This is a genomic window from Thalassobacillus devorans (assembly GCF_900176565.1).
Lineage (GTDB): Bacteria > Bacillota > Bacilli > Bacillales > Halobacillaceae > Thalassobacillus > Thalassobacillus devorans_A.
In genome coordinates this window covers 801,683-827,243 of the sequence record NZ_FXEH01000006.1, presented here as the reverse complement: position 1 = coordinate 827,243, position 25,561 = coordinate 801,683, and the positions used below count along the sequence as shown (strand labels likewise).

The following is a 25,561-nucleotide window of genomic DNA, read 5'->3' as shown; positions in this document are numbered from 1 at the left end:
ATGAAGGAGGTAGATGAAATGACTACTTTTACAAGAGAAAATACACCTGCTGAAATCGTAAATATATATCCGAAGGCGAGCGACTTATTCAAAAAGAACCGGATCGACTTCTGCTGCGGAGGAGATCGTCCGCTAGGTGAAGTATTTGAGGAAAAGAAAATGGATGAAGGCATGATTTTACACCAGCTGAACGAAGATTACTCCGACTGGATTACAAAAGGAAATGAAGGTCCGGATTGGAGCAAAGTTTCCAACACCGAACTCGTCGATCACATTGTTTACACCCATCATGCTTTTTTAAATGATGAACTGCCGGCATTAGGACAGTTTGTCACTAAAATCTACCGGGTCCACGGTGCCAACCACCCGCATTTGCAAGAATTACATCGATTGTATAATGAGCTGAAAGTCGAATTGGAATCCCACCTGATCAAAGAAGAAATGGAAGTATTCCCGCTGATCAAGCAATATGATGTGGAGCCTAGTGAAGAATTGCGACAGCGGATTCACGAGGCGAATGGCGGCTTAGAAGATGAACACGACCAGGCCGGGGATCTCTTAAAAGAAATCCATAACCTGACCAATGGGTTTGAACCACCTGTGGACGCTTGCAACTCGTACCGGATCACTTACAAGCGGCTGGCAGAACTCGAAGCCGATACATTCCAGCATATCCATTTAGAAAATAATATTTTGTTTAAGCGGATCTAAATTAAAAAAATCCACCTGGACGCGGTCCGGGTGGATTTTTCTATGCTTTCAAAAAGGCTTCCAAGGCTTTCTCCTGCTGTTTCATTTCGTTATAACCTTGCATGTAAAGATTATGGAGCTTTTGTTTGTTACGCTCTATTCTCCCGACCGCAAGCGGCTCATCCGGTCGGATAATGAATACTTTCCCCTCTTTTTCAAGCTCATGCAGCCTTCTGGTCAACTGGTTGTATTTATCATGACGAGTCAGGAGGCTGTCCACGAATTTAGGATATTGTTTGAACTTGCGCTGGATATACCAGCCAAGCCGCATCCTTTTCTTCATATATCCTTGATTTCTCGTCAGGATGACGACATGCTTTTCGTTCCCTTGTTCAATAGACCGCTCGATTGGCACAGGGTCGGCTATCCCGCCATCCATCAGATATTTACCATCATAAGGAATACTCGGCGATATCAATGGAATCGAACACGATGCCCGCATGATCGTAAGTAAACTGTTCCGGTCCGGAAAATCATTATAATAGTGGGGCATTCCTGTCTCCATATCTGTTGTAGCAACCGCAAACTTCGTCTTTCTCGCTTCGAATGTATCATAATCGAATGGAACAAGTTCATTCGGCAGTTTGTCAAAAATAAAGTCCATGCCGAACAATTCTTTTTGACGGAACGCCCGTTTATAGGAAATATACTCCGGATGATCCCCGTAGCCGACGAGCACATCATAGTTCCTGCCCCGCTGTTTGGCTACATAGGAGCTTCCGTTTGACGCTCCTGCCGATGCACCGACTACATAGGGAAAATGAAGATCCATATCAAGAAAATAATCCAGCACACCTGCAGTATAGGTCCCTCGCATGCCCCCGCCTTCTAATACAAGCCCTGTTTTTTCCATACCTAAACACCTTCTTTTTGCTGATATGGAAATTTTAACATTTTTCAGGTTGGGGTCAAACGTATCCACTCAAAATGTAAGACAGCTGCCTGGTTATAGGCAGCTGTCTGTTTATTTGTATAAAATGGAGGCTTTCGCCATAAAAAACCTGGCTGCAGGCCAAGTTTTTCTAATGGTATAATCAGTTTACATTCAGTTTGACATTTTTGGATTGCTTTTCTTCGAGATTCTTCTCGATTTCCTGCATGGCGCGCGGATCTCTTAAAAGTTCTTCCTTGTTTTTGTTGACAAGTTCATCAAAGGAAGGTAAATTTGGTCGCATGTCGTATGCTCCTTTCATGAAGTTTACGTTATCATTATATCAAAGTTATTAACTCACTTATCTAAATTGTTTGAACATTTTGTTAACATTTTTGATTTTTCTAATAATTGGAGGCCTTTTTTATGGAACATTTAGTGAACAAAAATATTAAAGACATCGAAATTTCCGGCATCCGCAAATTTTTTAACATGGTCAGTGACTATGAGGATGTCCTATCCCTATCAATCGGCCAGCCTGACTTCCACACCCCGGAGCACGTGAAACAGGCTGCCCATCAGGCAATCGACGCAAATTACACTACCTATACCCACAATGCCGGCATTTTAAAACTGCGGGAGGCAATCAGTTCTTCTGCCTCCCATAAATATAACCTGGACTATGACCCGGCAGAAGAAGTGATTGTGACGGTCGGGGCATCTCAGGGCATTGATATTACCTTAAGGACCTTGCTTTCCCCCGGAGATGAAGTTCTGTTGCCAGGACCGGTTTATCCGGGTTATGAACCTTTGATCCACTTGGCTGGCGGTGTTCCTGTCCATATTGATATAACAGGTAACGGGTTCAAAATGACAGCTGATTTAATCGAACAGGCAATGACCGACCGGACAAAGTGCATCATCCTTCCCTACCCGTCCAACCCGACCGGAGTTACGTTGACCAAACAAGAGCTGAAAGAAATCGCCACCCTCATTGCTGGTAAAGACTTGATTGTACTTGCCGATGAGATCTACAGTGAGCTCGTTTATGAGCAGGAGCATGTATCCCTTGCTTCGTACCCTGAAGTAAGGGATCAGGTCATTGTCGTTAATGGGGTTTCCAAATCCCATGCGATGACCGGCTGGCGGATCGGCTATCTGCTGGGGCCGGCAGTATTGATGAAACACATATTAAAAGTACACCAGTACAACGTGTCATGTGCCACCTCCATCAGCCAGTATGCAGCACTGGAAGCGATTGAAAACGGAGCAGACGACCCGGCTGCCATGCGCGAAGAATATCGAAAACGTCGTGATTATGTGATGGAGCGGATGGATGAAATGGGGCTTGAATACATCCAGCCTGGCGGAGCCTTTTACATTTTTCCAAAACTTGCGAAAGGGGAACTGACTTCCTTTGAGCTTGGGCTTGAACTGGTACGTGAGGCAGGAGTTGCATTAGTGCCGGGGGATGCTTTTTCCAATTACGGTGAAGGATATATGCGGCTGTCTTACGCCTATGATATGGAGACGTTGGAGAAAGGAATGGATCGTCTGGCCGAATTTATGAAAAAGTAATTTTCACCTCTTTTGTGAGACAATTTCACGTTAAATGAGCACTATTTTGATTAAGATAGACAATAATAAGGGTAAGAGAGAAGCTCTTGAAATTATGAGAGACAAAATCGAAATTATGAGTGACACATTTGAAAATAAGAGTGAAATAAAATTCCTAATAGAGACAACATAAGAAATGAAAAGAAGTCAAATTAATAACACCGCTGGCAGCTTCCAGCGGTGTTTTGCTTACTTGTAAAAATTGTAGACAGCTTGTGTGCCATCGTCTTCATAACCTAGTTCAACGAGACGCTCATAAATGGACTCCGACAGCTTAAGACCCGGAAGTTCCAGTCCCATCCGGTCAGCTTCTTCGATGGCGATTCTCAGATCCTTCACAAAATGCTTAATATAAAAACCAGGAGCGAAATCGCCGCCGATCATTCGCGGAGCCAGGTTGCTTAACGACCAGCTGCCTGCTGCCCCTGTGGAAATGCTTTTCAGTACATTTTCCGGAGATAAGCCAGATTTCTCAGCATAGACGACCGCTTCTGCTACTCCTAACATATTAGAAGCAATCGCAATCTGGTTGCACATTTTTGTATGCTGACCAGCACCAGCCTGTCCCTGATAAACAATGTTGGTTCCCATCGCTTCGAAAATTGGTTTGACCGTTGCAAATGCTTTTTCAGAGCCGCCAACCATGATGGACAGCTTGCCTTCTCTTGCTCCTATATCCCCGCCGGACACCGGTGCATCTAATGCTTCTGCCCCCTTCTCACTGGCAGCCTTCGCTATTTTCTCAGCCAGGCTTGGGGTCGATGTTGTCATATCGATCAGGTGCATTCCCTCACGAACATGATCCAGCAAACCGTTTTCCTCGAAATAAACTTGTTCGACATCGTAAGGATAGCCTACGATCGTGATGATCGTATCACTTTTTTCTGCCAAATCCTCGATATTATCACACCACTCTGCCCCTGCTTCTATCAACGCTTCAGCTTTTGATTTCGTCCGTGTATGTATACAAACCTCATAACCTTTAGAAAGCAGCTGGCCGATCATACCTTTCCCCATGACTCCTGTACCGATAAAACCAATGTTCATGCAGCATTCCTCCTTTGCCCTTTCTATCATGATAGCAGATAGAACATCAATCAAACCAGATATATCAATCATCATTATAAAAAGGCTCTCCCATTGCGATAAAGGACAGCCTTTTTATGTTTTTTTATATTTGTTTGTATAATTGTCATAGATGTTCAATAGTTCGTCCAGCTCCTGGCTGATACGAACCGATTCAGGGCTTGAGAAACCTTTCGCTAAGGCAACCCTGGTCATGTTGTTACGTAAGCGTTCAATTCTTTCCAGAAGTTGTTCAGCCTGATTGAAATTGGACACAAGGTTACCTCCAATCCCTGCTTTTAAAGATAGTTTACCATAGCAGAAATGGATTGACACCTATCCGTTTTCAGGCTAGCTGATTTTTCTTTTACGTTTCATATACTCGATGATAAGCGTATCTAAAACCTGGCTTTGCTTAATGGTATATAGACTATCCCTTCCGTACTGATCAGCTAAGGACAACATCTTTTTTTGAGAATGGTTGATCTTTCCTTCCAATTCCACCAATGCGACTTCCTTTTCTAATTGTGCCACGAAAATAAAACCTCCAGCTATTTTTTTCACCGAGATAAATTATGACCGATAATCAGAGGGTTGTAAATAAAATCGCAAAACTAGACAAACATCGTCAAAATTAGTTGTTCTATTATGGTAAATATACTCGTATTTATACATTTTAACTCGGATAATTTTCCTAAGGTAGAAAATTCAATTTTCATAGACAGAGATAAAAGAAAATTTCAAGGTCTGCTCATGATAGCTGACAAATGTGTTAAAATAAGGATGGATGAAGCCGTGCTGTACACGTGCTTCGCAGGACAATCACGTCCCCCCTCTTCTTGATGTCCAAGAAGAGCTTATCACATTGGCTATCATTAGGAAGGGAAGATCAAGATTGTCAGAAGAAGCTAAAAACGAGTGGTGGGAATGGCTGAAAGCGATCATCATCGCTGTTCTCCTTGCTTTCTTATTACGCACTTTTTTCTTTGCCACCTCGATCGTCGAGGGTATAAGTATGAATCCAACGCTTGAGAGCGGCGAGCGTGTCATGTTCAATAAAATCATCTATTACCTGGAAGAGCCTTCGTATGGCGAAATTGTCATTATTCATAGACCAGTTAAAAGTTATGTGAAACGCATCATCGCCTTGCCGAATGATATTGTCGAAGTACGCGATCACAAGCTTTATATCAATGGGCGAGAGCAAGATGAAAGCTACCTGGATAAAGATTCCATTCAAGAAACGACCAATTATGGGCCGGTTAAAGTACCGGAGGATCACTATTTTGTAATGGGGGACAACCGGTCGATCAGTAAAGATAGCCGTAACGGACTCGGCTTCATAGAGAAAAGTGAAATTATCGGACGCTCCGAACTTGTCATCTATCCTTTCAACGAATGGGGCATGACCCGATGAGGACGTTCCATCGTAAAAACCATCCTGTCTTTTAGGCAGGATGGTTTTATCGATTATGGATTCAATTTTTCTGGCAGTTGGTGTAAGGTCTCGATCATGATATCAAGTCTACCCTCCACTCGGTGAAGCAGATAAAAAGTCACCGCGATGGGGAAACCGACATCTGTGAGCAATGCTACCCAATGGTCCATCTCCTATTGTCCTCCTTTCCTAACTAGAAAGAGGCTGCCCTGCCGGACAACCTCTTTGGACTTACAATTGGATCTCTTCGACGTTACGTTCGACGATACGTGCTTCTTTTTTAGTAACGAGATCACCGCCGTTTGAATAAAAACAATTAGCAGCAATGATGGCATCCATCGCAGTATTGATCAATGCAGGATCAGCCGGTTCGACAGGCTCATCCAGCGTTATGGTCACTGTCTTGTCCTCTTCGTTTTGAAATTTCAATTCAAGTTTCTTCATGATTCTCCTCCTCTCTTGTTAATAGAATTTGATTAAATGTTCATGATTTTGTTGTCGTCTTTGCGTTCGATCGCATAAAGTTCGCGCTGCTGTAACGGCTCTAACGCTTTAGCTACCGTATACAACTGTTCTGCTGTTGCTTCTGTTTTTACGTTGTTGAAGTTTTTGCTTTTGAAAATAAAATTTCCTCGGTCGTCCTGTCCGTTCTCCAGTACCATACGCAACAGGGAGCCTACTTTTTCACTTGTCACTGCCATGTCCCTCACCTCCTTTCAACTCTATAATCGAAAGGAGAATGAAAGTGGTGCTGGTCTATTTAAAAAACTTTACTCACAAGAACCATATTCAATTCGACGTCTGAATTGTGGTAGACTCGATTTCAAAATGATTAGTGGAGTTTAGGAGCTTCGGGAAACGATTCGCTTTCCGTGGGCGTGTGCTGAGTCTCCTCAGGCTTCGCCTTGCGGGGCCTCAGCGCTCCCGCTTATCCCACAGGAGTCTCACCGTTTCCCTACGCCCCTTTGCCATAAAAGTATATTTGAAATCGATTTACAACAATTTGCGCAGGGTTGTAAAAATAACGCTCCTTTTTTTATGAATGGTCTTCATTGTATATACTAGGATGGTTTCGTTACTCTTTTTATGGTAATGGGGACTTGGAAATGACGAGACTCCTGCGGGAAAGGATAGACAGGCAAGACCCCGCAGAGCTTTAGCTCGAGGAGGCTTGCCGTCTTCCCCGCGGAAAGCGAGTTATTTCCAAGTCCCCATTTTCTCACGTAAAAGTAACGAAACCGATCTTCAGTTAAAAGGAGCTTTAGCTTTTATCTTTTACAAATAAAAAAGTAGTTCAGCTATGGGGTACAATGCTTGTTTGTACTCCAAAACTGAACTACTTTTGATTTCCTTTTGAGGAATTAACCGTGATCAAAGATACAGTATCCGATGTTCAAAAGGATGATAAGTGCTGAAATAATAAAAAATGTTACCTCCCACATGTGCTTCACCTCCGAAACTGTAGAAAGGATCGTACAAATCCATTCTCTTTAACAGTGTGCTCATAAAATAAGTAATCAATCATTGCTCTTCATCAGAAGATATGTCTATTAAGATTTTACCTGCCTTTTCCTTTTAAATCAAGCAAATTCATGCGTCCACCCTTTCTCGTGTGTGCATCCGTTGCCAGCAATTCACAGGTTTGCCACAACTTTATTACCAAAATGTGAAATCCATCACAAAGTTTCCTCAAAATTGATAAAAGGTGATATGATGTAACTGTAAAAGATAACACCAACACAAATAGCCGGCTAAGGTGTTCTTCTTTTAGCTAATCATGTGAAATGTTGAACAAAACACTATTTAAGGAGTGGGAATCATGATTAATAACTTTTTAAGAGAAAACAATGTTGCGGCAGCTATTCTTACGGTGATTCGGGTCTATCTAGGTTATGCCTGGCTGACTGCAGGCTGGGGAAAATTGACTGGAGGCGGTTTCGATTCTGCCGGTTTCATCCAAGGGGCAATTGGCAAAGCAAGCGGTGAACACCCTGCTGTTCAAGCCTGGTGGGCCAGCTTCCTGGAAGGTGTAGCACTTCCTAACGCAGAAATCTTTACGTTCCTTGTCATGTGGGGTGAAGTATTAGTAGGTATCGCACTTATTCTAGGAATTTTCACTAACTTTGCAGCAATCATGGGATTAGCAATGAACTTCGCCTTCTTGTTCAGTGGAACAGTAAGCACGAACGCTCAAATGGTTTTATTGACAGTATTCATTGCAGCAGCTGGATACAACGCTGGCAAGATTGGTTTAGATCGCTGGGTCATCCCTTACATCCGCCAATATACTACTAAAAAAGAAGCCAAAACAGCTCCGGCAGCTTAACTAATGCAACAGCTTATTAATACCACCAGCCGTTCACTTCCACCATAACAGGCGATTCTCGATAAGGAGAATCGCCTGTTTGTTATTTATCCTTTATCGACACAAGCATCATCCGACGGTATCCGAAGATAAGAAAAGAAGTATGATCAGATTCCGTCACGTAATGAAAATAGTCCAGCAATCGCCCTCGTTGATCATAATAGTCGATCACTATGTCCACTGGGACGTATAAGGTAATAGCTTCCGTCGATTCACCCTGGTTTATAGGAGGGAAGGCATCACCGTAGCGCGCTTTTGCATTCAGCTTAGAATAACGGGGGTTCGCATGGATCAAGCGCAGTATAGCTTCTCCTGTTGGCGGCCGTTCGATTGGATATGTCTCCATGCGGGCTCCTCCCGGATATTCAATAAGGCAATAGATATGGGTGGCAGAAACGTTTTGCTTCTCTTTGCCAAAGCGGAATGTTGAACCCACCAGGGTCCAATGTCCTGCCGACAGTTCATGATTACGGCCATCCACTTCTACTGAAACAGATCTTTTACCGGCATTTATCAGGACAGACCCCTCCGTCAATTTGATTGTTGCAGCTGCCTTTTTCATTGCTCCCCTCCTTCCCTGTTCATTATTAATATATTTTTACTTTCCTTTCCTCATGTTAGAAAAACCTGGCATACCTTCTAAGTATTTATGGCGAAGTACTTTGTATTTTTTCATAAAAAAGTACGCTTGGAAAGTGAAATCCAAGCGTTTTGTTTGTTCTGTATTTGATTTTTTCTACGAAACCCTGCCTAAGAAGTAAAGCTTTTTATAGGTATTCACATTCATGTTTTGCTTTGAGACGATTCCAGCGTTTATCTACTTCTATTTCAAATGCGCGATAGAGCTGTTCATGTTCCGGTTTCAGCATATGCTTCGCTTTACCGAGATACTTCAGCCATTCACTGACAGGTTCCCGCTTGTTTTTGGCTTCTGGATTATAAGTGATGGTTGTCTTCCCTTTTTCTACTTCATATAACGGGAAGAAACAGGAATCCACGGCCGCCTTGATGATCCTCTGACCATACCGCTCTTCACTTTTCCAGTTCAACGGACAGGTAATCAGAAGCTTCCCGTAAACCAATCCTTCATGCTTGGCGTACCATTGGGCTTTGGCTGCTTTTTTGATCAAATCCTGTGGATATGCTTCTGTCCCTGTGAAAACGTATGGAATATTCGTTGCTGCCATGATTTGCGGCGTATCTTTATGGTGGAATGCTTTCCCCTTCTGGTTCTTGCCGACATTCGACGTGGACGTCATATGACCGATTGGAGTCGAATAAGACTGTTGCGACCCGGTATTCATATAGCCTTCGTTATCATATTCCACGATGATCATTCCATGGTTTCGCAGCGAAGTCCCAATGGCAGACCCCATCCCGATATCCATCCCGCCGTCACCGGTTACCATGACGAATGTGAAATCATCACCGATTTCAACTTCGCCACGACGTTTGATTTCATAAAAGGCTTCCACTGTCCCGGATAAGGTGGCTGCCCCATTTTGGAAAAGGTTATGGATGAACGTCTGCTTATGGGATGTATGTGGATAAGCCGCACTGACGACGTAGCCGCATCCTGTCTGGAATAAAACCATGACGTCCCCTTCAATTCCTTTGAAAAATAATTCAAGACCAGGGAAGATCCCACAGCCTGGGCAAGCGCCATGCCCTGAGGCAATCCGCTTCGGTTTACTCATCAGCTGACGGAGCGGCGGAACTTTCACTTTCAATTGATCGGTTTCCGCGTCATGCGTAACTTTTATCAGTCCGGTATCAAAAGAACCTGTTTGCGGCTCGATAACCGGGAGCAGCCGTTGTTTCTTATCACCAGCATGAATGCCATGATAATCAAACGGCTTCGCAGCAACAGAGGTTTCTGCGGCTTCTAAGGCGTCATCGAAAAACACCTCTGCGTCTTGTTCATAAAAATCTTTTCCACCGACACCAAAGACACGGCTTAACACCACCGGTTGTGCTCCTGATAGCTCCTGGAGAGCTGATTTGATTTCCAGTGTCATATTGGCTCCATTAGCGCCATAACTATCTGCCCGTTCTCCAACGAGGACAGCTTTGACGTTTTTTAATGCCTCTTTCATTGCTTCTTTTGGAAATGGCCGAATCATGTTCGGTGTGATGACACCGACTTTTTTTCCTTGTTTCCGATAGCGGTCGACGACATCTTTCGCGGTCTCAGCCGCTGAGTTGATTAAAAATACTGCGGCTTCTGCGTCTTCCATGGCATAGGTTTCAATTGTCGGATAGGACCTCCCTGACAATTTTTCATATTCTTCCTGGATTTCTTCAAATACCTTGTCTGCATGGTACATCGCCTGGGACTGCTGGTAATTATTATGGATCAAATCGTCGCCATTCATATGGGCCCCGATGGTTACCGGGTTATTTTTATCAATAGCATTCGGGAAATCTGCCGGCCGTTCGCCAACAAATTCAGTCACTACTTCTCTATCTTTAAACGATAGGACTTTTCTTTTTTGATGGGAGGTAAAAAACCCGTCATAAGCGACAATGACCGGAAGACGGACGTCTCTGTGCTCTGCCACTTTCAATGCCATGATGTTCAAGTCGTAGACTGCCTGTGGTGTATTAGCAGTTAATATGACCCATCCGGTATTGAGAGCAAAGTATAAATCCGAATGGTCGCCGCGAATATCAAGCGGGCCGCTCACAGCTCTGGTGACGAGATTCAATACCATCGGAAACCTGGTGCCTGACTGTACCGGCAGCTGCTCCAGCATGAACAGGAAACCATTCGCACTTGTCGCGTTGAAGACCCGCGCTCCACTGACCGAGGCACCGTAACAGATTCCTGCCGATCCATGTTCCCCATCGGCTGGAATCAGCTTGATGTCATGCTCGCCTTTCGCCTTCATCTGATCGAGATATTGAGCGATTTCAGTTGAAGGAGTGATTGGGAAATAACCCATGATGTGATAATTGATCTGAGCGGCAGCTTTTGCCGCCATTTCATTGCCGGATTCAAAACTTACCTGCTGATTGACAGGTGCCTGCAATTTCTCCTGTTCTGTTATGACGTGATTCATCTCATCACTCCTTCTGTGTAAGGAAAAGGTTGTTTGACTCGATTCTCATCGCTGAAACCAAGCGTTTCACGGATTTCGGTTAAAGCGGAAGTCGGACAGACTTCGACACATTTCAAACAGCCCTTGCAATAGTTATAGTCAATACCTTGAAGAAACATCTGTTTCCGTCCCCGTTTGTCTTCCCCTTCCTCCCATACAAAACAAAAATCCGGGCATACTGTATCGCAATGGGTACAATTGATACATTTCTCTTGTTCGAAAGCTGGAAGAAATCCCTGTCTCGAACCGCTCAAGTCTTTTTCAATACTGTTAGCCTGGGCACTGATGATGCCGCCGATTTCCTGGGTTTCATATCCCAGGCGCGGCAGTTTCCGCTCGAACTGTTTTTGTACGGCGTTAAGCGTTTCGAAACTTTGAAACTGTACTTCTTCATAACCCCGGTTGAATGTACGAAGGTTAGCTTCGACGAGGTGTGGATATTTTTTTTCGAACGTCTGGCGGATGACATCCCGCATATTATCGGCATCTAAAAAACCAAGTACGCGATAAAGTGCACCCAGCATAGCGGTATTTAGACGAGAGTTTTCTTCTACAGCAATGTTCATCGCATCGATCACCGCTAACGTTCCGTGATGAAGCTCGAGCTCTTCTTTCACTTCTTCCATAGAGCGTTCACTGTTGACCAGCACGATGCCATCCGGCTGCAAGCCGCTTGTCACATCAACCGTCTTGTACAACGCTTCATGAAAAACTCCGATAACATGAGGCTCTTCAATCGGAGAATGGGCACGGATTTCCACCTCAGGATTACAGAAACGGATGAATGCTTTGACCGGTGTCCCCTTTTTTTCTGAACCATAGGAGGAAAAATTAGAGCCATTCAATCCATGCCCTAACACACCGGCTTCCGCCAGCATTTTCCCGGCAAGGTTAGCGCCAAGACCACCGATCGATTCCAGACGGATTTCAAAAAAACCGAGTGCATTGGTTTTCGGTAAAATAGTCATAAGATCCCCCTTACTTTTTTGAAACTTCGTATTAATTGACGCGTAGGCTGATTCTACATCCATTATAAAAACGGTTGCAGCTTTTGTATGTGACAAAGGTCATAACTGTATTATTTTTTCATAAGAAACCATGAAACACATTCTTAAAACAGGACTGAACTTCAACCTATAACACGGAGACAGAAACTCATTTGATATATAACAGAAATAATAAGTTTGCATACATGAGGAAATTACATAAGCATGTCTTCATAATCTGCCGGCTGATGGGGATGATAGAAATAAGGAGGGATGTCTGATGCGTGAAGAAAATATCGAACAGCAGATGGACGAATTCACTTCATTTCCACATCAAATTAATGCACCGAATGTCGATAAGAAAAAAAGGAAAGCTCCATTTGTGAACCCATATGGTGTGACGATCGGAGACAGTTACTATGACTCCATGAATTCGCCGCTCAATCATTGGAGCGAAGAAATCGATCCAGCTGTCATGTCCGGTGATGAATGGGTGCATGAGACCAATGATATTGGGTGGAATACGTCTCATAACCGCAAACTCATGGAAGAAAATTATTATGCTAAGCGAAAAAACTTCTCCCACCCTACGCATGATGCCTCTTATCAGACCGACTGAATCGAGATAAATGACCGATATTTGGGTAAATGACCATACACGAAACTCCCGGTTGCATATAGTATCAGTGTACCAACCGAGGAGGTGAGCTTTTCATGTACCATTGTTACCCATACGGACGCCGAGGTGGTTATGGCAACAACTTCGCGTTGATTGTAGTGTTGTTTATTTTGCTCATCATTGTAGGAGCAGCATTCTACTGCTAATAGCAGATGAGAAAGCACAAAAAGCGCTCTCCTGGTGTCAGGAGGCGCTTTTTTTGTGTTCATTAAAGCTTTTTCTTTATCCGATGATGATACGTTCTTTAGGGTAATGATAGTTGCCTGTTTGCTTCTTCTCCTGTTTTAAGGTAAACAAGAAGGTCAGTATCCCAATTCTTCCGATGAACATCAGCATCATCAATACAAATTTTGCAAAAGTGGACAACCCCGGCGTAATACCGGTGGACAAGCCAACAGTTCCAAAAGCGGAAGTCACTTCAAACAGGATATCTCCTAGGCTGAACGGTTCCGTAATAGTCAATGCCACTACCGCGGCAAAACAAATGATTACCGCCATGATGGTAACAACAACTGCCTTGATCAAATCTTCGTCATGAATTTCTCTGCGAAACACTCGAACGCGTGTCTGCCCCCTGGCATAAGTAAGCATAAAAATGACCAGGAGTGCGAAGGTCGTCGTCCGAATCCCGCCTCCGACACTACTTGGAGAAGCCCCGATGAACATCAGTGAAGACAGGAACAATTTAGTTTGTTCTGTCAGTAAACTGACATCCATCGTCGACAAACCGCCACTACGCGTGGTCACGGATTGGAATAAGGCATAGAACAATATTTCATGCCAGTTTTTATCGCTGAAGAAATGATTCATTTCAAACAGGATGATAAACGCCATTCCAACGATAACCAACATTAAGAAAGTGAAAGAGGTCAGTTTCGCAAACAAGGAAAACTTTTTAGCGTCCAGGCCCTTGGAATTATTGAATAAGTATTCCTTCACTTCAATAAGAACCGGGAAACCAATAGCACCGGCAACAATCAGCAGCATATTAATGAACTGGACAAAATAATCATCGGCAAACGGAATTAATGAAGCACCGGTGATATCGAATCCCCCGTTGGTCATGGCACTGATCGCACCGAAAAAGCCTTGAAGGTACGCCTCTTTCGGAGGATAATATTGTAAAAAATAAGTGCCTAGGGTAAGAAAGCCGATAAACTCTATCAACAAAACAACCAGGAAAATCTGCCGGATTAACCGGACCACACCCTGGAAGGACGTCTGATTCTGGTCAGTCATAATCAGCCGCCGCTCTTTGAGTCCGATCTTTTTCCCCAGCAGCATCCAAATAGCTGTTCCGATACTCATGACACCGATCCCGCCAAGCTGCAGCACAAATGCGAGCATAATAACCCCAGTGGTACTGAACGTGTCGGCCACAGTTATGACGCTTAAACCAGTCACACTGACAGCGCTGACAGCGGTAAATAATATATCAATGAACGATAATTCCACTCCCGGCTGATGCGCAACCGGAAGGGCCAATAATATCGATGAAATTGTGACTGCAAATAAATAGAATAAAGCGATCAGTTTAAATGGAGATAGATTGTTGATTGATCGCAAATTCCTTCCGTTCTTCAATGCCATAAACTTTCTCCTTTTCAGACAAACTGCGATATTCCCTGCGAGAATCTTCTACCCATTATAGCAGTGTGCTTGGTAAATTTCCTAGAAAATCATAAAAAATTATCGATTGAACTACAATTTCCTGCCATATTCCATGTAGAATGGAGTTAGTACGAGCAAATTTTCAAGGTACATAGTTAAATGACAGCGGAAATAGGATGGAAAACGTTCCTTAAAGAAAAGAATGAAAGGGTTTTCTAATATGTTAAACGATAAAGTGAAACATGAGCTGATTACGATTGTGGGAGCAGATAATGTCCAGGATAGCAAAGCCAGCCTGCTTGTATATTCCTATGATGCAACGCCACAGTTCCAATCCATGCCGGATGCAGTGGTAGCACCACGGAATACTGATGAAGTAGCGGAAGTTTTGAAATTGTGCAATGAGCATCATATCCCGGTCGTTCCACGGGGTTCCGGAACAAACCTTTCGGCAGGAACGACTCCTGTTGAAGGAGGTATCGTGCTCTTATTCAAGCACATGCAGGATATCATCGAGATTGATGAAGAGAACTTGACGGTAACGGTCCAGCCTGGCTTGATCACGCTGGATTTGATCAATGCAGTGGAAGCAAAGGGGTTATTTTACCCGCCTGACCCGTCTTCGATGAAAATATCGACGATGGGCGGCAACTTGAATGAAAATTCCGGCGGGCTCCGTGGTTTGAAGTACGGAGTGACGCGGGATTATGTAATGGGACTCGAAGTGGTACTGCCGAACGGAGATATCATCCACACCGGAGGGAAGCTCGCCAAGGATGTCGCTGGATATGATTTGACACGCTTGTTTGTCGGGTCGGAAGGTACACTTGGAGTGATTACCGAAGCGACATTGAAATTGGTTCCGATGCCGGAAACGAAAAAGACGATCCTGGCATTATATGAAGATATTGAAGCGGCCGCCGAGGCAGTGTCCAGCATCATCGCCCACCGGATCATACCAACGACGTTGGAATTCCTCGACCAGCCCACATTGAAGGTAGTGGAAGAATATGCGCAAATCGGCCTCCCGACAGATATTGAAGCCGTACTACTGATTGAACAGGACGGTCCTCAAGAGGTCGTCGACCGTGATATCGAAAAGATTGCCGCCTTGTGCCGGGACAACCAGGCGATCCGCGTCGATGTGGCGAAGTCTGAATTGGAAGCCGATGCGCTTCGTACCGCAAGAAGAACGGCGCTTTCAGCCCTGGCAAGGTTAAAGCCGACGACGATTTTAGAAGATGCTACCGTTCCACGGTCAAAAATAGCGGAAATGGTGCGGGCGATCAATGACATCGCTCGAGAATACAAGGTGGACATTTGCACATTCGGTCATGCCGGGGATGGGAACCTCCACCCTACCTGCCTGACAGACGTGCGCAATAAAGAAGAAATCCACCGGGTTGAACAAGCTTTTGAAGCCATTTTTCATCAGGCAGTCGAACTCGGAGGAACCATCACCGGGGAGCATGGCGTAGGTGCCATGAAATCTCCTTACCTCCATCTGAAACTGGGAGATGAGGGTATAGCTGCGATGAAAGGGATTAAGCAGGCGTTCGACCCTAACAACATCATGAATCCAGGTAAAATGTTTGCCAAATCGGAACGAAAACGGGTGGTGGTTCACGCATGATTACCGAACAAGAAAGACAGCGGATCCAGACGGAGTTTCAGGAGAAGATGGATTACGATGAACTGCTTAACTGCATGCGCTGCGGATTTTGCCTTCCCAGCTGCCCGACCTATATCGAAAGCGGTTATGACGAAGCCCACTCTCCTCGCGGGAGAATTGCTTTGATGAAGGCGGTCGTCGATGGGGATATTGAGCCGGACGATGATGTGAAGCGCTCCCTCGACATGTGTCTTGGCTGCCGGGCATGTGAGCCGGTGTGTCCATCGGGGGTCAATTATGGCCACCTGCTTGAACAGGCACGGGACATCATCTACCAGAACCACGAGTTGTCAGCGACCACAAAGGCCATCCGTAATATCGCCTTCAAAGGGTTGTTCCCGAACCAGGGACGGATGCGGACGATGACAGGGCTGTTAGGCTTTTACCAGCGAAGCGGTTTGCAAAAAGCGGCCAGACGTACCGGGATAATGAAATTTCTTCCCGATAACCTGACGGCGATGGAAAAAGTTCTTCCGGAAGTACCTTCGCTGAAACAATTGAAAAACCGTCCCGATCACCTGCCTTCACTCGTACCGCAAAAGAAAAAGGTTGCCTTTTTTTCCGGCTGCCTCATGGACTCCATGTTCATGTCGACGAATGATGCCACGATGAAATTGCTGCAGTATGCCGGCTGCGAAATTGTCATCCCTGACAGTCAGGCTTGCTGTGGGGCTCTTCATGGACATAGCGGGGAAATGAAGCAGGCTAAAGACCTCGCCAAACGGAATATCATTGCTTTTGAAGACACTGGCGCTGACTATATCATTACCAATGCTGGCGGCTGCGGGGCGTTTTTGCATGACTATGGTCATCTGCTGAAAGATGAACCGGATTGGGCCGAGCGGGGAAAAGACTTCGCTGAAAAAATTAAAGATATCTCAAGTGTTCTGATTGAGCTTGGGTTCGATGAACTCCCCTTACAATTACCCGATCAGATTGTCACCTATCAGGATTCCTGTCATTTGAAAAATGTCCAGAAAACATTTCTCGAGCCCCGTCAGCTGCTTCAGGTGATTGATGGTGTTCAGTATGTGGAGATGAAAGACGCCGACCGTTGCTGTGGTTCTGCCGGAATTTATAATATTGTAGAATCGGAAATGTCGATGCAGATTCTTGATTATAAAATGAAACAGGTGGAAACAACGCACGCGAAAACGATTGTAACCGCTAATCCCGGATGCCTATTGCAAATGAAGCTCGGCATCGAACGGGAAGGATTATCGGACACAATTCGGGCAGTTCATATTGTCGATTTCCTACTGGAAGCATACGAATACGCACGTCAGCCTGTTGGTGTCTAACGAAACAAAAGCGCAGGCGCCTTGCTCACCCCCGACAAGCTTAAGTCAAACCTCGCCGTGACGTTTTTTGTCACAGAGAGGATTGACTTAAGACCTCGAGGGGGTAGGCGCTGGAGCTGGATGTAACCCGCTACTTACAGTTATCTATAAAAAGAAAATTTTATATTGGCGAGATAAGTCTTCTGAAAGAAAAAAATATCGGCCGATCCTATCAAAGGATACGGCCGATAACTCATTTTTTATTATTGTTACTGCCACGTTTTTTAAACTCTTCCAGCAGCTCCTCTCCCTGGTAGCCTTCTTCAATCAAAAGCTTCAATGTTTTTTCAATTTGATCCTGTCTTCGATCGACGATTGCCCCCATGAACAGGACGTTCATATTATCACTGATAATATTCGTGTCGATTGCTTTTACTAAAAAGGTTGCCGGCTGATTGCTTTCTTTGGTAATTTTAACCTGGACCAGCAGTTCTTCTTCACTTTTTACATATTCTTCGAAAAACGATTGGTAGCTTTGATCAACATAGGCTTCAATCACCCACCTGCCTTTATCGTCTTCCCGGTTGATGATCAGTCCGTCGATGAGTTTGATGCGGCGCTGGGTAATGTCTTCCGCTTTTTCTTCTACCAGATCGAGGGAAACTAGCTTGAACGTTTTCATCCCATCCACTCCCACTTTATGTATCTGATTTCATTATAGAGTAGCAAACGTCTTTCGGCAAAAAGTTTCTATTATCCTTCGTAAGTGTGACGGTCGGCAGCTTCCGTTACCAAAAGTTGAGGTAAAGGGGTCCGGGAAATAACTCGCTTTCCGCGGGGAAGACGGCAACCCTCCTCGAGCTTAAAGCTCTGCGGGGTCTTGTCAGCCCTTCCTTTCCCACTGGAGTCTCGCTATTTCCCTCCCCCTTAGCCTCTTAATTGTTTAACGGAATCCTACTTTGAATTATCTAAACCAATATAGAATACTTGGTAAAGAAATTTACAGTTCAAAAAAGCTTAGAAACATATAGTGTCTCTAAGCTTTTTCCGAACTACACAATTGACTACACTGCTTGTGCTTTTTTGACTGATTCTGATGGTGGACGATGCTAACCGCCGATGTAGGACATTTCGATTTTTTCTCGTTTGAGCGGTTTTCCTTCTGCCCGTTCATCAGAATATCGGTCGGTGCGGCCGCTCCATAGTTTGATCAGCTCCAGGATCAATTGGTGATCACTGGCATTTTCCCGAAGCGGCATCTTGATGTCATAGCCTTCGGTTGCAAACAGACAGGTGTATAGCTTGCCGTCTGCAGATAGTCTGATTCTTGTGCAGCTGCCACAGAAGGAATCTGTCACTGATGAAATGACGCCAATCTCCCCGCCGCCGTCGAGATAACGGTAGCGCGAGGCGACCTCGCCGTAATAGTTCTGCTCGACCGGCTCAAGTGGCATTTCCGCACTGATGCGATCGACGATTTCCTGTTTGGAAACGACAGTATCCATGTTCCAGCCGTTATGATTGCCGACATCCATAAACTCAATGAACCTGAGGATAACGTCTGAATTTTTGAAGTAACGGGCCATCGGAAGAATCTGGCTGTCGTTCAGACCTTTTTTTACGACCATATTAATCTTGACCTGGAGTCCTGCTTCCTGTGCCGCTTCAATCCCTTTCAGTACCGGTTTTGTCTTGACGCCGCGGCCATTGATTTCCTTAAAGACATCATCTTCGATCGCATCAAGACTCAGGTTAACACGGTCAAGGCCGGCCTCTTTCAGCTTTTTCGCCTGCTTCGTCAAAAATACACCGTTGGTGGTGATGGCAATGTCTTTAATCCCATCAATAGCGTATAAGCGTTTGATCAGCTGATCGAGATTCTTCCGCAGTAACGGTTCGCCGCCAGTGATGCGGATTTTTTCTGTGCCGAACTTCGCGAATATTTCCGTAAGACGGACAATTTCATCAAAGCTCAACAGTTCTTTGAATGGTAAAAATCGATAATCTTCCCCGAATATTTCGGCTGGCATGCAGTACGTGCAGCGGAAATTACATTGGTCGATGACCGAAATACGCAAATCTTTCATCGGGCGGTTCAACCGGTCCCGGATATATTGGGTATCTGTCATGAGTAAATCACTTCTCCTTTACTCCTGTTAACAGGAGCTATTCAAACGTTGCCTGGCCAGTGGGATCCTCAAGGAGAATCGCCTGGACGGCATCCCCTGCTGCGAATCCTCTTGTTCCTCCTGGCAGCATAATCAATGCATCGGTATTCGCGAGCGTCGTAACGACTGCTGACTTGTCCATTCCAGCCGGGCTCACCAGCACGTTTCCACCTTCATAATGGATGTACCCACGTACAAATCTGGTAAATGGATTTGGTTTCGGAAAATCTTTCCCAAGGATGGCAGCTATTTTACGATGATACGGTTTTGCCACTCCTGAATAGCGCTGGATGACTGGAAATGTATATAATTCAAACCCGACATAGCATGCGGATGGGTTGCCGGAGAGACCGAACAACAGCTTGCCGTCTTTTTCCGCCACCGTGGTGACGCTGCCCGGGCGCATCGCTATTTTATTGAACAATACCTGCGCTTCCAGCTTTTCGTAGATTTCCGGCATCAGGTCGAAATCACCTACCGAGACGCCCCCTGTCGTTATCAGCATATCTACTTCTGCGAAGGCATTTGTCACTGCCTGATAGCACGTATCGAAATCATCTTCCAGTTTGCCGTAATATTGGACAATACCGCCGGCACGTTCGATTTGGGCGGCGATCATATAAGCATTGGAGTTTCTGATTTTACCCGGCTGCAGCTCTTCGTCGACGTCGAGCAGTTCGGTGCCGGTCGCAAAAAGACCAACCACCGGCCGCCTGCCAACTTTAACAGCAGGATAGCCGAAAGTCGCGAGCAACGCTTTTACTCCAGGATTGATTTTTGTTCCTTTTTTCACCAGAACATCGCCGAGTGACGTTTCCGAACCTTTCTCGATGATATTCTGCCCTTGTTCCATTTGCCGTTTGATGGTCATATAGCTTTTTCCATTCTCTTCCTGGGTCTGGCAGATTTCAAACATCGCCACACAGTCGGCACCTTCCGGGATTTCTGCCCCGGTCATAATCCGGACCGCTTCCCCGTTCTCGATCGGCCGGCTTGCCCGATGGCCGGCACCAACTTGTTCGATGACATGAAAAGTGACGGGATTGTCTGAACCAGCTTCCTTCGTATCCTCTGATTTCAATGCAAATCCGTCGTATGGAGACTTATGAAATGGAGGTATCGGATGAGAGGCTGTAATGTCCTCGGCGAGGATGCGGTTTTCGCATTCGTCAATGGCAACCTCTTCTGTCCCGCCGAATCGGGCGTACTCCATCACTTTCGCTACAGCATCGGTTACTGGAATCGGTTTGCGGTCGAACTTCATATCAACAATCCTTTCCGTGTCGCACTTCTATTAAAAATCTTCTTATCTGTCATTCTAACGTAAATTCATCCTATTTTGTAAAATTATGATTGATAGTACAATTTCCCTTATTATAACAGGAGGAAGGTGATATCTATTCTTCGAAATCTTAACGTTTAATGAACTCTTTTTTAAGGCGCTGTTAAACTTTGTTGTTGATTTTTAATAATAGGTTTATTTCAAAACTGGATCGAAAAGTCGAAGACTTGATTTCGAGATATCTAGGGTTCTTTACCATAAAAGTGTCAGGGCTGGCTGGGAAACTACTCGCTTTCCTGTGGGGGAGCTGGCGAGCTTCCTCGGGCTATCGCCCTGTGGGATCTCGCCTAGATCCTTCTCCCACGGGAGTCTCGCAGTTTCCCAGCCAACCCATCCGAAAGGTGAGAGAAACGAACCCCCTGTCAAATTGTAGTTCCATTCTACGTTGCTGAATAATATTTGAACAAAGTCGAGGGCTTTTAGATAGCATTTCATGTTTAGCTCACTCTATATTTGAAGGCTTGCATACGGATGTTTCCGTTCTCTTATAAACGCAAGGAGGTCCGGGAAATTGCGAGACTCCAATGGGAGGATAGTACATGGTGAGATCCCGCAGGGCTTTAGCCCGAGGAAGCTCACCGTACGCCCATGGAAAGCGAGTAATTTCCCGGACCTCCAAACCGTTACTACCGTAACGGAAACAACATATCTCGAAACTGAGTCTTCAGGAAAAGGGAGCTTTTATTGTAAAATCAACACGATGCTTTAACAGAGCCTTTTTTAAAAACGAAGACTGTTTTTTATTGATGGATTAGGGGTAAATTAATGAATAGTTAAATGATGGAGGGATGTAATATGAATACTACATACGACGTGATCGTCATCGGTACCGGGGTAGCCGGGAGTACGGTCGCAGCGAAAGTACAGAAAGCGGGCCTGGAGGTGGCCATCGTTGATGAACGTCCGTTTGGAGGCACCTGTCCGCAGCGCGGATGTGACCCTAAAAAAGTAATGACTGGCATCAGCAGAATTGTTGATGATGCCAGCCGTGTCAAAGGTCTTGGGCTGGACGGTGAGGTATCTTTGAATTGGAAAGACCTGCTGGCGTTCAAAAATGAATTCACCGAACCGATTCCTCAAGGAACAGAGGACAAATTTCAGAGGCTGGGTATCAAGCAATATCACGGGACCGCAACTTTTCTTGATCCCCATACCTTAAAAATCGGCGAGGAAAATGTCACGGCCAAATATATTGTGATTGCAACCGGGGCGAAACCTGCGGACCTTCCTTTTGAGGGTGCGGATCATCTGATATCCAGTGATCAATTTTTCGAAATGGAGCAGCTGCCGGACCGCCTGATGTTTGTAGGAGGCGGGTATATTTCCTTTGAATTCGCCCAGCTGGCAGCACGTCTGGGAAAAGAGGTCCTTATCATCCATCGCGGACGAAATGTCCTCGAGAATCATGATTTTGAAATGACCAACAAACTGATTGAACATACGAAAGATTTGGGTGTGGAAATACACACAAATACGGAAGTAACGAAAATTACAAAACTCGATGGCGGCTATAAAATTGATGTCAAGAAATTCAACCATGAACATGCCATGAAAGCGGATATGGTCTTCCACGGAGCAGGACGGACTCCGAACATCGACCATCTGGGACTCGAGAACGCAGGAATTGAATACTCCAACAAAGGAATTAAGGTGAATGAAAATCAGCAATCCGTCCCACATCAGCACATCTACGCAGCCGGTGATTGTGCCGACACCGGGCTTCCTCCGCTGACACCGACTGCCGGAGCAGAAGCTGCGCGACTGACAAGTCATCTCCTGCATGGGGAAAATCAGGAAGCCTTTCAAAAACCTGTGCCGTCCATTGTCTTTACCTATCCGGCACTTGGTTCGGTCGGACTGAGCCAGCAGGAAGCACGCGATAATCATATTCCGTATGAAGCAGAGTCTAAAACAATTACCAAGTTCTTTACTTATCAGCGGACAAAAGAGCCTGGTGCTTATGCGAAAATTTTAATGAACCCTTCCACCGGGCAAATTATCGGTGCTCACTTTTTATCCAGTGAAGCGGAACACCTCGTCAACCTGTTTGCGCTCGCAATCCAGCAGGGGCTGACGAAAGACGATTTGACCTCTGTCCTCTGGGGCTATCCAACTGCTGAAAGTGATATCCCAAGCTTTTTCTAATCAATCCAAAAGTGCCTGTACCGCTTATCCAAGGCGGTAACAGGCACTTTTTTAATGAAACAATCCTGATTCTCTTGATTTTCTCATCAACGCTTTTGTCTTATTGCTTAGAGGTGCTTTTAATAAACCACCGATACTAATAGCGGTCAAACCAAATAACGATAGATACAGTAAGTCATGATACACGCGCTTCCAGATAATGCCCCCTACCGCCTCACGCATTAAATCGATAGCATAAGAAAATGGTAGAAAAGGATGGATTATTTGAAAGAATTCAGGAAGCAAAACGGTCGGATAAGTACCTCCAGAACCAGCTATCTGTAGTACGAGCATGACGATCGCCATCGCTTTTCCGATATCTCCAAAAACGGACACGAGTGTATAGACGATCAGCATAAATACGAGACTGATGAATAATCCGAACAGAACAAACCACATGGGCTCAGCAATATTAATTTTCAGAACGAATATATCTCCAGTGGTTACAATCAGAGTTTGAAGAAAACCGATACCTGCAAATACCATCAGTTTTCCAAAATACACTTGAGTACCTGTGAAATGTTCAGGATCTCTTACATCCGTTGCCAGCAGGGACACGAGCAGCAGACAACCTACCCATATGGCGAGAACCGTATAGAATGGTGTCATCCCTGTTCCGTAATTGGCAATAGAAAACAAGCTGTTTTTGTTTAGCTCTACCGGCTCTTTAAAGAAACCACTTTCTGCCTCGGGGTCATTTTGCAATAGTTCAATGATTTCATTGATATCTGTTTCCCCTTGAATTTCTCTGATCCGGTCAGCGAGTTGATTAATCTTCTCATTTACATAAGGGTATTCTCCGAGCATATATTCCAGTAGGCTCTCCCCTTCCGCCACATTTCCTTCCGTACTAGCCAAAATACGCTCCACTTCAGGAATCGTTTCCTGGATCTCTGCCAGGATTTCTCTTGCCTCCGACAAAGTCGACTGAGCCTGATTGATTTCTGCCCTCACTGCAGGCTCGATGTCTTCCTTATAAGTTCGCACAAAAGCATCTATTTCATTAGCAGTCGTTTCTGCTTTTTCCTGGATGGAAGCAATCAGATTATCGGCTTCCCCTTGTTGCTCAGACAAAAATTCCTGTATCCGGTAATTGTCTTCCTGGATTTTTTGCAGGTTTTCTTCTAATATTTTCAGGTCAGCGAGCGCCTGATCGATTTGCTCCTGATTAGGATCATTTCCATTATCTTCCCCTTCTTCGTTCTGGTTATTTTGTTCCTGCACTTGTTCCAAAGCCTCCCGGACAGCAGCTATTTCCTCCATTGAACTTGTAAGCTGTACATCAATCTGTTCCTTCCATTCTTCGCCCTGCGATAGGTCGATATCGGCTCCCTGGATATCCTGAAGGAAATCATTGACATTATTAGCTTCTTCCTGAATGCGGTTCAAATCTGTTTCTACTTGCGGCGCGATTTCATCGAGCCTTTTTTCAGCTTTGGTTAAATAAGCCGTTGTATCATCAATCGTCCGGAGACCCTCTTGCGTGGTACTTTCTGCACGTGGCAGCAGTGCCTGGGCATCATTAATGATCGTCTCCATCCTGCCGGCATCATTCAATGACTGTTCCAATAATTGATGGATTTCCGGCAGCTTTTCCTCCATTTGAAAAATATAATTCTCAAACCGTTTAATATCCGGCAAATCTTTTTCCAATTCGAGACCAAGTTCATTAAACATATCAAAAATGACGCCATTAACGGTTGATATGAATTCACTTGTTATCTGATCTACAATCGTACTTGCACCGGTCTCTGTAATTTTTGGTGCGATAGCATTGATTTTTTCATTCACATAATATTCGATTTCAGCTTTTTCCGGGTGATCGTCGAGTACGGTCCCCAGCTGCTCTGAGAAATTCTCAGGAACAATAATCGCCGCAAAATAATCACCGTACTCGACCTTGTCCATAGCTTCTTTCCGGTCAACGAACTGCCAATCCATTTTCTCATTATCTTTCAGTTGTTTAACCAGTTCATCACCAACATGAATTTCCTTATCCCGGATACTCGCCCCTTCATCTTCATTGACGACCGCTACAGGAAGCTGGTCCGTCTGACTATATGGATCCCAGGAAGCCTCAATATTAAACCAGGCATAAAGGGATGGTAACAAGATCAACCCTCCCAGCAGGATTGCCGCTACCCAATTCGTACTTGCATTCTTGATGTCATTGGTGAAAATGTGCCAAATCTTTTTCATCCTCATCCTCTTCCTATCTTTGCTGTAATGAATCACCATTCATTTTTTTACCCAAGAGTAGATTATAACACTTTTTATCGGGTCCAGGTAATTTTTTTAAAAACGATACAATCATCCACTCTTAGATGGATCCGTTTGTTACAAAGCTGGATGGATGGAGCTGGAAAGCGAGTCGTTTCCCAGACCATCCTTAACGGACCACAAAAAAGCTGCCCCGCAAGTCTTTAAGAAGA

The 25,561-nt window shown here is 44.8% G+C and carries 25 protein-coding genes; 9 read left to right on the top strand and 16 right to left on the bottom strand.

The genetic code is table 11. The features are described 5' to 3' along the window. Positions 1–18 precede the first annotated feature (18 nt). On the top strand, positions 19–711 hold the full coding sequence (ric, locus tag B9Y67_RS15085) for an iron-sulfur cluster repair di-iron protein (RefSeq protein ID WP_085507874.1): 693 nt from the start codon (positions 19–21) through the stop codon (positions 709–711). Positions 712–751: 40 nt separating this feature from the next. Here ric and B9Y67_RS15080 read toward each other — a convergent pair whose 3' ends face one another. Together B9Y67_RS15080 and B9Y67_RS15075 are read right to left on the bottom strand one after the other, a co-directional pair. Continuing rightward, the gene (locus B9Y67_RS15080; RefSeq protein ID WP_085507873.1) at positions 752–1,603 is read right to left on the bottom strand and encodes a patatin-like phospholipase family protein; all 852 of its coding nucleotides are present in this window, start codon (positions 1,601–1,603) and stop codon (positions 752–754) included. Between the two features lie 181 nt (positions 1,604–1,784). Next, a complete protein-coding gene (locus B9Y67_RS15075; protein WP_139823822.1) occupies positions 1,785–1,925 on the bottom strand; it encodes an FbpB family small basic protein in 141 nt (46 codons plus the stop codon). A gap of 122 nt (positions 1,926–2,047) precedes the next feature. Between B9Y67_RS15075 and B9Y67_RS15070 the strand changes: the two genes are divergently transcribed. Beyond that, positions 2,048–3,199, top strand: a complete 1,152-nt coding sequence (locus B9Y67_RS15070) for an aminotransferase A (protein ID WP_085507872.1) — start codon at positions 2,048–2,050, stop codon at positions 3,197–3,199. A gap of 228 nt (positions 3,200–3,427) precedes the next feature. On the opposite strand, the gene B9Y67_RS15065 is transcribed toward B9Y67_RS15070, so the two are convergent. The 3 genes from B9Y67_RS15065 to B9Y67_RS15055 all read right to left on the bottom strand — a co-directional run bounded on the left by B9Y67_RS15065 (position 3,428) and on the right by B9Y67_RS15055 (position 4,837). Continuing rightward, the gene (locus B9Y67_RS15065) at positions 3,428–4,285 is read right to left on the bottom strand and encodes an NAD(P)-dependent oxidoreductase (protein ID WP_085507871.1); all 858 of its coding nucleotides are present in this window, start codon (positions 4,283–4,285) and stop codon (positions 3,428–3,430) included. Positions 4,286–4,399: 114 nt separating this feature from the next. Then, on the bottom strand, positions 4,400–4,579 hold the full coding sequence (locus tag B9Y67_RS15060; RefSeq protein ID WP_254901822.1) for an aspartyl-phosphate phosphatase Spo0E family protein: 180 nt from the start codon (positions 4,577–4,579) through the stop codon (positions 4,400–4,402). Between the two features lie 75 nt (positions 4,580–4,654). Continuing rightward, complete coding sequence (locus tag B9Y67_RS15055) at positions 4,655–4,837, bottom strand: aspartyl-phosphate phosphatase Spo0E family protein (protein ID WP_085507870.1); 183 nt, start codon at positions 4,835–4,837, stop codon at positions 4,655–4,657. Between the two features lie 361 nt (positions 4,838–5,198). On the opposite strand from B9Y67_RS15055, the gene lepB reads away from it, so the two are divergent. Then, the gene (gene lepB, locus B9Y67_RS15050; RefSeq protein WP_085507869.1) at positions 5,199–5,720 is read left to right on the top strand and encodes a signal peptidase I; all 522 of its coding nucleotides are present in this window, start codon (positions 5,199–5,201) and stop codon (positions 5,718–5,720) included. Positions 5,721–5,773: 53 nt separating this feature from the next. Here lepB and B9Y67_RS15045 read toward each other — a convergent pair whose 3' ends face one another. The 3 genes from B9Y67_RS15045 to B9Y67_RS15035 all read right to left on the bottom strand — a co-directional run bounded on the left by B9Y67_RS15045 (position 5,774) and on the right by B9Y67_RS15035 (position 6,442). Then, positions 5,774–5,911 (bottom strand): YvrJ family protein, encoded by a 138-nt coding sequence (locus tag B9Y67_RS15045; protein WP_085507868.1) that lies wholly within the window; start codon positions 5,909–5,911, stop codon positions 5,774–5,776. 61 nt (positions 5,912–5,972) lie between these two features. Further along, positions 5,973–6,185 (bottom strand): DUF2922 domain-containing protein, encoded by a 213-nt coding sequence (locus B9Y67_RS15040; protein WP_085507867.1) that lies wholly within the window; start codon positions 6,183–6,185, stop codon positions 5,973–5,975. A gap of 32 nt (positions 6,186–6,217) precedes the next feature. Further along, positions 6,218–6,442 (bottom strand): DUF1659 domain-containing protein, encoded by a 225-nt coding sequence (locus B9Y67_RS15035; RefSeq protein WP_085507866.1) that lies wholly within the window; start codon positions 6,440–6,442, stop codon positions 6,218–6,220. A 1,118-nt stretch (positions 6,443–7,560) separates the two neighbouring features. Between B9Y67_RS15035 and B9Y67_RS15030 the strand changes: the two genes are divergently transcribed. Continuing rightward, on the top strand, positions 7,561–8,067 hold the full coding sequence (locus B9Y67_RS15030; protein WP_085507865.1) for a DoxX family protein: 507 nt from the start codon (positions 7,561–7,563) through the stop codon (positions 8,065–8,067). A gap of 82 nt (positions 8,068–8,149) precedes the next feature. On the opposite strand, the gene B9Y67_RS15025 is transcribed toward B9Y67_RS15030, so the two are convergent. The 3 genes from B9Y67_RS15025 to B9Y67_RS15015 form a co-directional block, all read right to left on the bottom strand. Continuing rightward, a complete protein-coding gene (locus B9Y67_RS15025; RefSeq protein ID WP_085507864.1) occupies positions 8,150–8,668 on the bottom strand; it encodes a hypothetical protein in 519 nt (172 codons plus the stop codon). Between the two features lie 205 nt (positions 8,669–8,873). Next, positions 8,874–11,168, bottom strand: a complete 2,295-nt coding sequence (locus B9Y67_RS15020) for a thiamine pyrophosphate-dependent enzyme (protein ID WP_085507863.1) — start codon at positions 11,166–11,168, stop codon at positions 8,874–8,876. Further along, positions 11,165–12,175: a 2-oxoacid:acceptor oxidoreductase family protein gene (locus B9Y67_RS15015; RefSeq protein ID WP_085507861.1), complete on the bottom strand. Its 1,011-nt coding sequence runs from the start codon at positions 12,173–12,175 to the stop codon at positions 11,165–11,167. The genes B9Y67_RS15020 and B9Y67_RS15015 overlap by 4 nt, the downstream gene beginning before the upstream one ends. A 298-nt stretch (positions 12,176–12,473) precedes the next feature. Between B9Y67_RS15015 and B9Y67_RS15010 the strand changes: the two genes are divergently transcribed. Together B9Y67_RS15010 and B9Y67_RS15005 are read left to right on the top strand one after the other, a co-directional pair. Next, positions 12,474–12,812 (top strand): DUF3905 domain-containing protein, encoded by a 339-nt coding sequence (locus tag B9Y67_RS15010; RefSeq protein WP_085507859.1) that lies wholly within the window; start codon positions 12,474–12,476, stop codon positions 12,810–12,812. 95 nt (positions 12,813–12,907) lie between these two features. Then, positions 12,908–13,018: a YjcZ family sporulation protein gene (locus B9Y67_RS15005; protein WP_085507857.1), complete on the top strand. Its 111-nt coding sequence runs from the start codon at positions 12,908–12,910 to the stop codon at positions 13,016–13,018. A gap of 76 nt (positions 13,019–13,094) precedes the next feature. Here the strand turns inward: B9Y67_RS15005 and B9Y67_RS15000 are convergent, their stop codons facing one another. Continuing rightward, complete coding sequence (locus tag B9Y67_RS15000; protein WP_085507854.1) at positions 13,095–14,462, bottom strand: TrkH family potassium uptake protein; 1,368 nt, start codon at positions 14,460–14,462, stop codon at positions 13,095–13,097. Positions 14,463–14,703: 241 nt separating this feature from the next. Here B9Y67_RS15000 and glcD point away from each other — a divergent pair, with 241 nt between their 5' ends. After that, entirely contained in the window at positions 14,704–16,116 is a 1,413-nt protein-coding gene (glcD, locus tag B9Y67_RS14995; protein ID WP_085507852.1) for a glycolate oxidase subunit GlcD, read from the top strand. Continuing rightward, positions 16,113–17,456, top strand: coding sequence for a (Fe-S)-binding protein (locus B9Y67_RS14990; protein WP_085507850.1), 1,344 nt, complete (start codon positions 16,113–16,115; stop codon positions 17,454–17,456). Before glcD ends, B9Y67_RS14990 begins: the two co-directional genes overlap by 4 nt. A 232-nt stretch (positions 17,457–17,688) precedes the next feature. Here B9Y67_RS14990 and B9Y67_RS14985 read toward each other — a convergent pair whose 3' ends face one another. From B9Y67_RS14985 to B9Y67_RS14975, 3 genes are all read right to left on the bottom strand, one after another. Next, positions 17,689–18,117 (bottom strand): YwpF-like family protein, encoded by a 429-nt coding sequence (locus B9Y67_RS14985; RefSeq protein WP_085507847.1) that lies wholly within the window; start codon positions 18,115–18,117, stop codon positions 17,689–17,691. Between the two features lie 427 nt (positions 18,118–18,544). After that, positions 18,545–19,564 (bottom strand): GTP 3',8-cyclase MoaA, encoded by a 1,020-nt coding sequence (gene moaA, locus B9Y67_RS14980; protein WP_085507845.1) that lies wholly within the window; start codon positions 19,562–19,564, stop codon positions 18,545–18,547. A gap of 37 nt (positions 19,565–19,601) precedes the next feature. Further along, positions 19,602–20,867 carry a molybdopterin molybdotransferase MoeA gene (locus B9Y67_RS14975; protein WP_085507843.1) on the bottom strand — a complete coding sequence of 422 codons (1,266 nt, stop codon included), beginning with the start codon at positions 20,865–20,867 and terminating at the stop codon, positions 19,602–19,604. A gap of 873 nt (positions 20,868–21,740) precedes the next feature. On the opposite strand from B9Y67_RS14975, the gene B9Y67_RS14960 reads away from it, so the two are divergent. Further along, positions 21,741–23,090: a dihydrolipoyl dehydrogenase family protein gene (locus B9Y67_RS14960; RefSeq protein WP_176224023.1), complete on the top strand. Its 1,350-nt coding sequence runs from the start codon at positions 21,741–21,743 to the stop codon at positions 23,088–23,090. 51 nt (positions 23,091–23,141) lie between these two features. Here the strand turns inward: B9Y67_RS14960 and B9Y67_RS14955 are convergent, their stop codons facing one another. After that, positions 23,142–25,328 (bottom strand): YhgE/Pip domain-containing protein, encoded by a 2,187-nt coding sequence (locus B9Y67_RS14955; RefSeq protein ID WP_176224022.1) that lies wholly within the window; start codon positions 25,326–25,328, stop codon positions 23,142–23,144. Positions 25,329–25,561 lie beyond the last annotated feature (233 nt).

Bases quoted from the DNA above. Each gene is read 5' to 3' on its own strand.
- ric (WP_085507874.1), top strand. From the start codon at position 19: ATGACTACTTTTACAAGAGAAAATACACCTGCTGAAATCGTAAATATA.
- B9Y67_RS15080 (WP_085507873.1), bottom strand. From the start codon at position 1,603: ATGGAAAAAACAGGGCTTGTATTAGAAGGCGGGGGCATGCGAGGGACC.
- B9Y67_RS15075 (WP_139823822.1), bottom strand. From the start codon at position 1,925: ATGCGACCAAATTTACCTTCCTTTGATGAACTTGTCAACAAAAACAAG.
- B9Y67_RS15070 (WP_085507872.1), top strand. From the start codon at position 2,048: ATGGAACATTTAGTGAACAAAAATATTAAAGACATCGAAATTTCCGGC.
- B9Y67_RS15065 (WP_085507871.1), bottom strand. From the start codon at position 4,285: ATGAACATTGGTTTTATCGGTACAGGAGTCATGGGGAAAGGTATGATC.
- B9Y67_RS15045 (WP_085507868.1), bottom strand. From the start codon at position 5,911: ATGGACCATTGGGTAGCATTGCTCACAGATGTCGGTTTCCCCATCGCG.
- B9Y67_RS15040 (WP_085507867.1), bottom strand. From the start codon at position 6,185: ATGAAGAAACTTGAATTGAAATTTCAAAACGAAGAGGACAAGACAGTG.
- B9Y67_RS15035 (WP_085507866.1), bottom strand. From the start codon at position 6,442: ATGGCAGTGACAAGTGAAAAAGTAGGCTCCCTGTTGCGTATGGTACTG.
- B9Y67_RS15030 (WP_085507865.1), top strand. From the start codon at position 7,561: ATGATTAATAACTTTTTAAGAGAAAACAATGTTGCGGCAGCTATTCTT.
- B9Y67_RS15025 (WP_085507864.1), bottom strand. From the start codon at position 8,668: ATGAAAAAGGCAGCTGCAACAATCAAATTGACGGAGGGGTCTGTCCTG.
- B9Y67_RS15020 (WP_085507863.1), bottom strand. From the start codon at position 11,168: ATGAATCACGTCATAACAGAACAGGAGAAATTGCAGGCACCTGTCAAT.
- B9Y67_RS15015 (WP_085507861.1), bottom strand. From the start codon at position 12,175: ATGACTATTTTACCGAAAACCAATGCACTCGGTTTTTTTGAAATCCGT.
- B9Y67_RS15010 (WP_085507859.1), top strand. From the start codon at position 12,474: ATGCGTGAAGAAAATATCGAACAGCAGATGGACGAATTCACTTCATTT.
- B9Y67_RS15005 (WP_085507857.1), top strand. From the start codon at position 12,908: ATGTACCATTGTTACCCATACGGACGCCGAGGTGGTTATGGCAACAAC.
- B9Y67_RS15000 (WP_085507854.1), bottom strand. From the start codon at position 14,462: ATGGCATTGAAGAACGGAAGGAATTTGCGATCAATCAACAATCTATCT.
- glcD (WP_085507852.1), top strand. From the start codon at position 14,704: ATGTTAAACGATAAAGTGAAACATGAGCTGATTACGATTGTGGGAGCA.
- B9Y67_RS14990 (WP_085507850.1), top strand. From the start codon at position 16,113: ATGATTACCGAACAAGAAAGACAGCGGATCCAGACGGAGTTTCAGGAG.
- B9Y67_RS14985 (WP_085507847.1), bottom strand. From the start codon at position 18,117: ATGAAAACGTTCAAGCTAGTTTCCCTCGATCTGGTAGAAGAAAAAGCG.
- moaA (WP_085507845.1), bottom strand. From the start codon at position 19,564: ATGACAGATACCCAATATATCCGGGACCGGTTGAACCGCCCGATGAAA.
- B9Y67_RS14975 (WP_085507843.1), bottom strand. From the start codon at position 20,867: ATGAAGTTCGACCGCAAACCGATTCCAGTAACCGATGCTGTAGCGAAA.
- B9Y67_RS14960 (WP_176224023.1), top strand. From the start codon at position 21,741: ATGAATACTACATACGACGTGATCGTCATCGGTACCGGGGTAGCCGGG.
- B9Y67_RS14955 (WP_176224022.1), bottom strand. From the start codon at position 25,328: ATGAAAAAGATTTGGCACATTTTCACCAATGACATCAAGAATGCAAGT.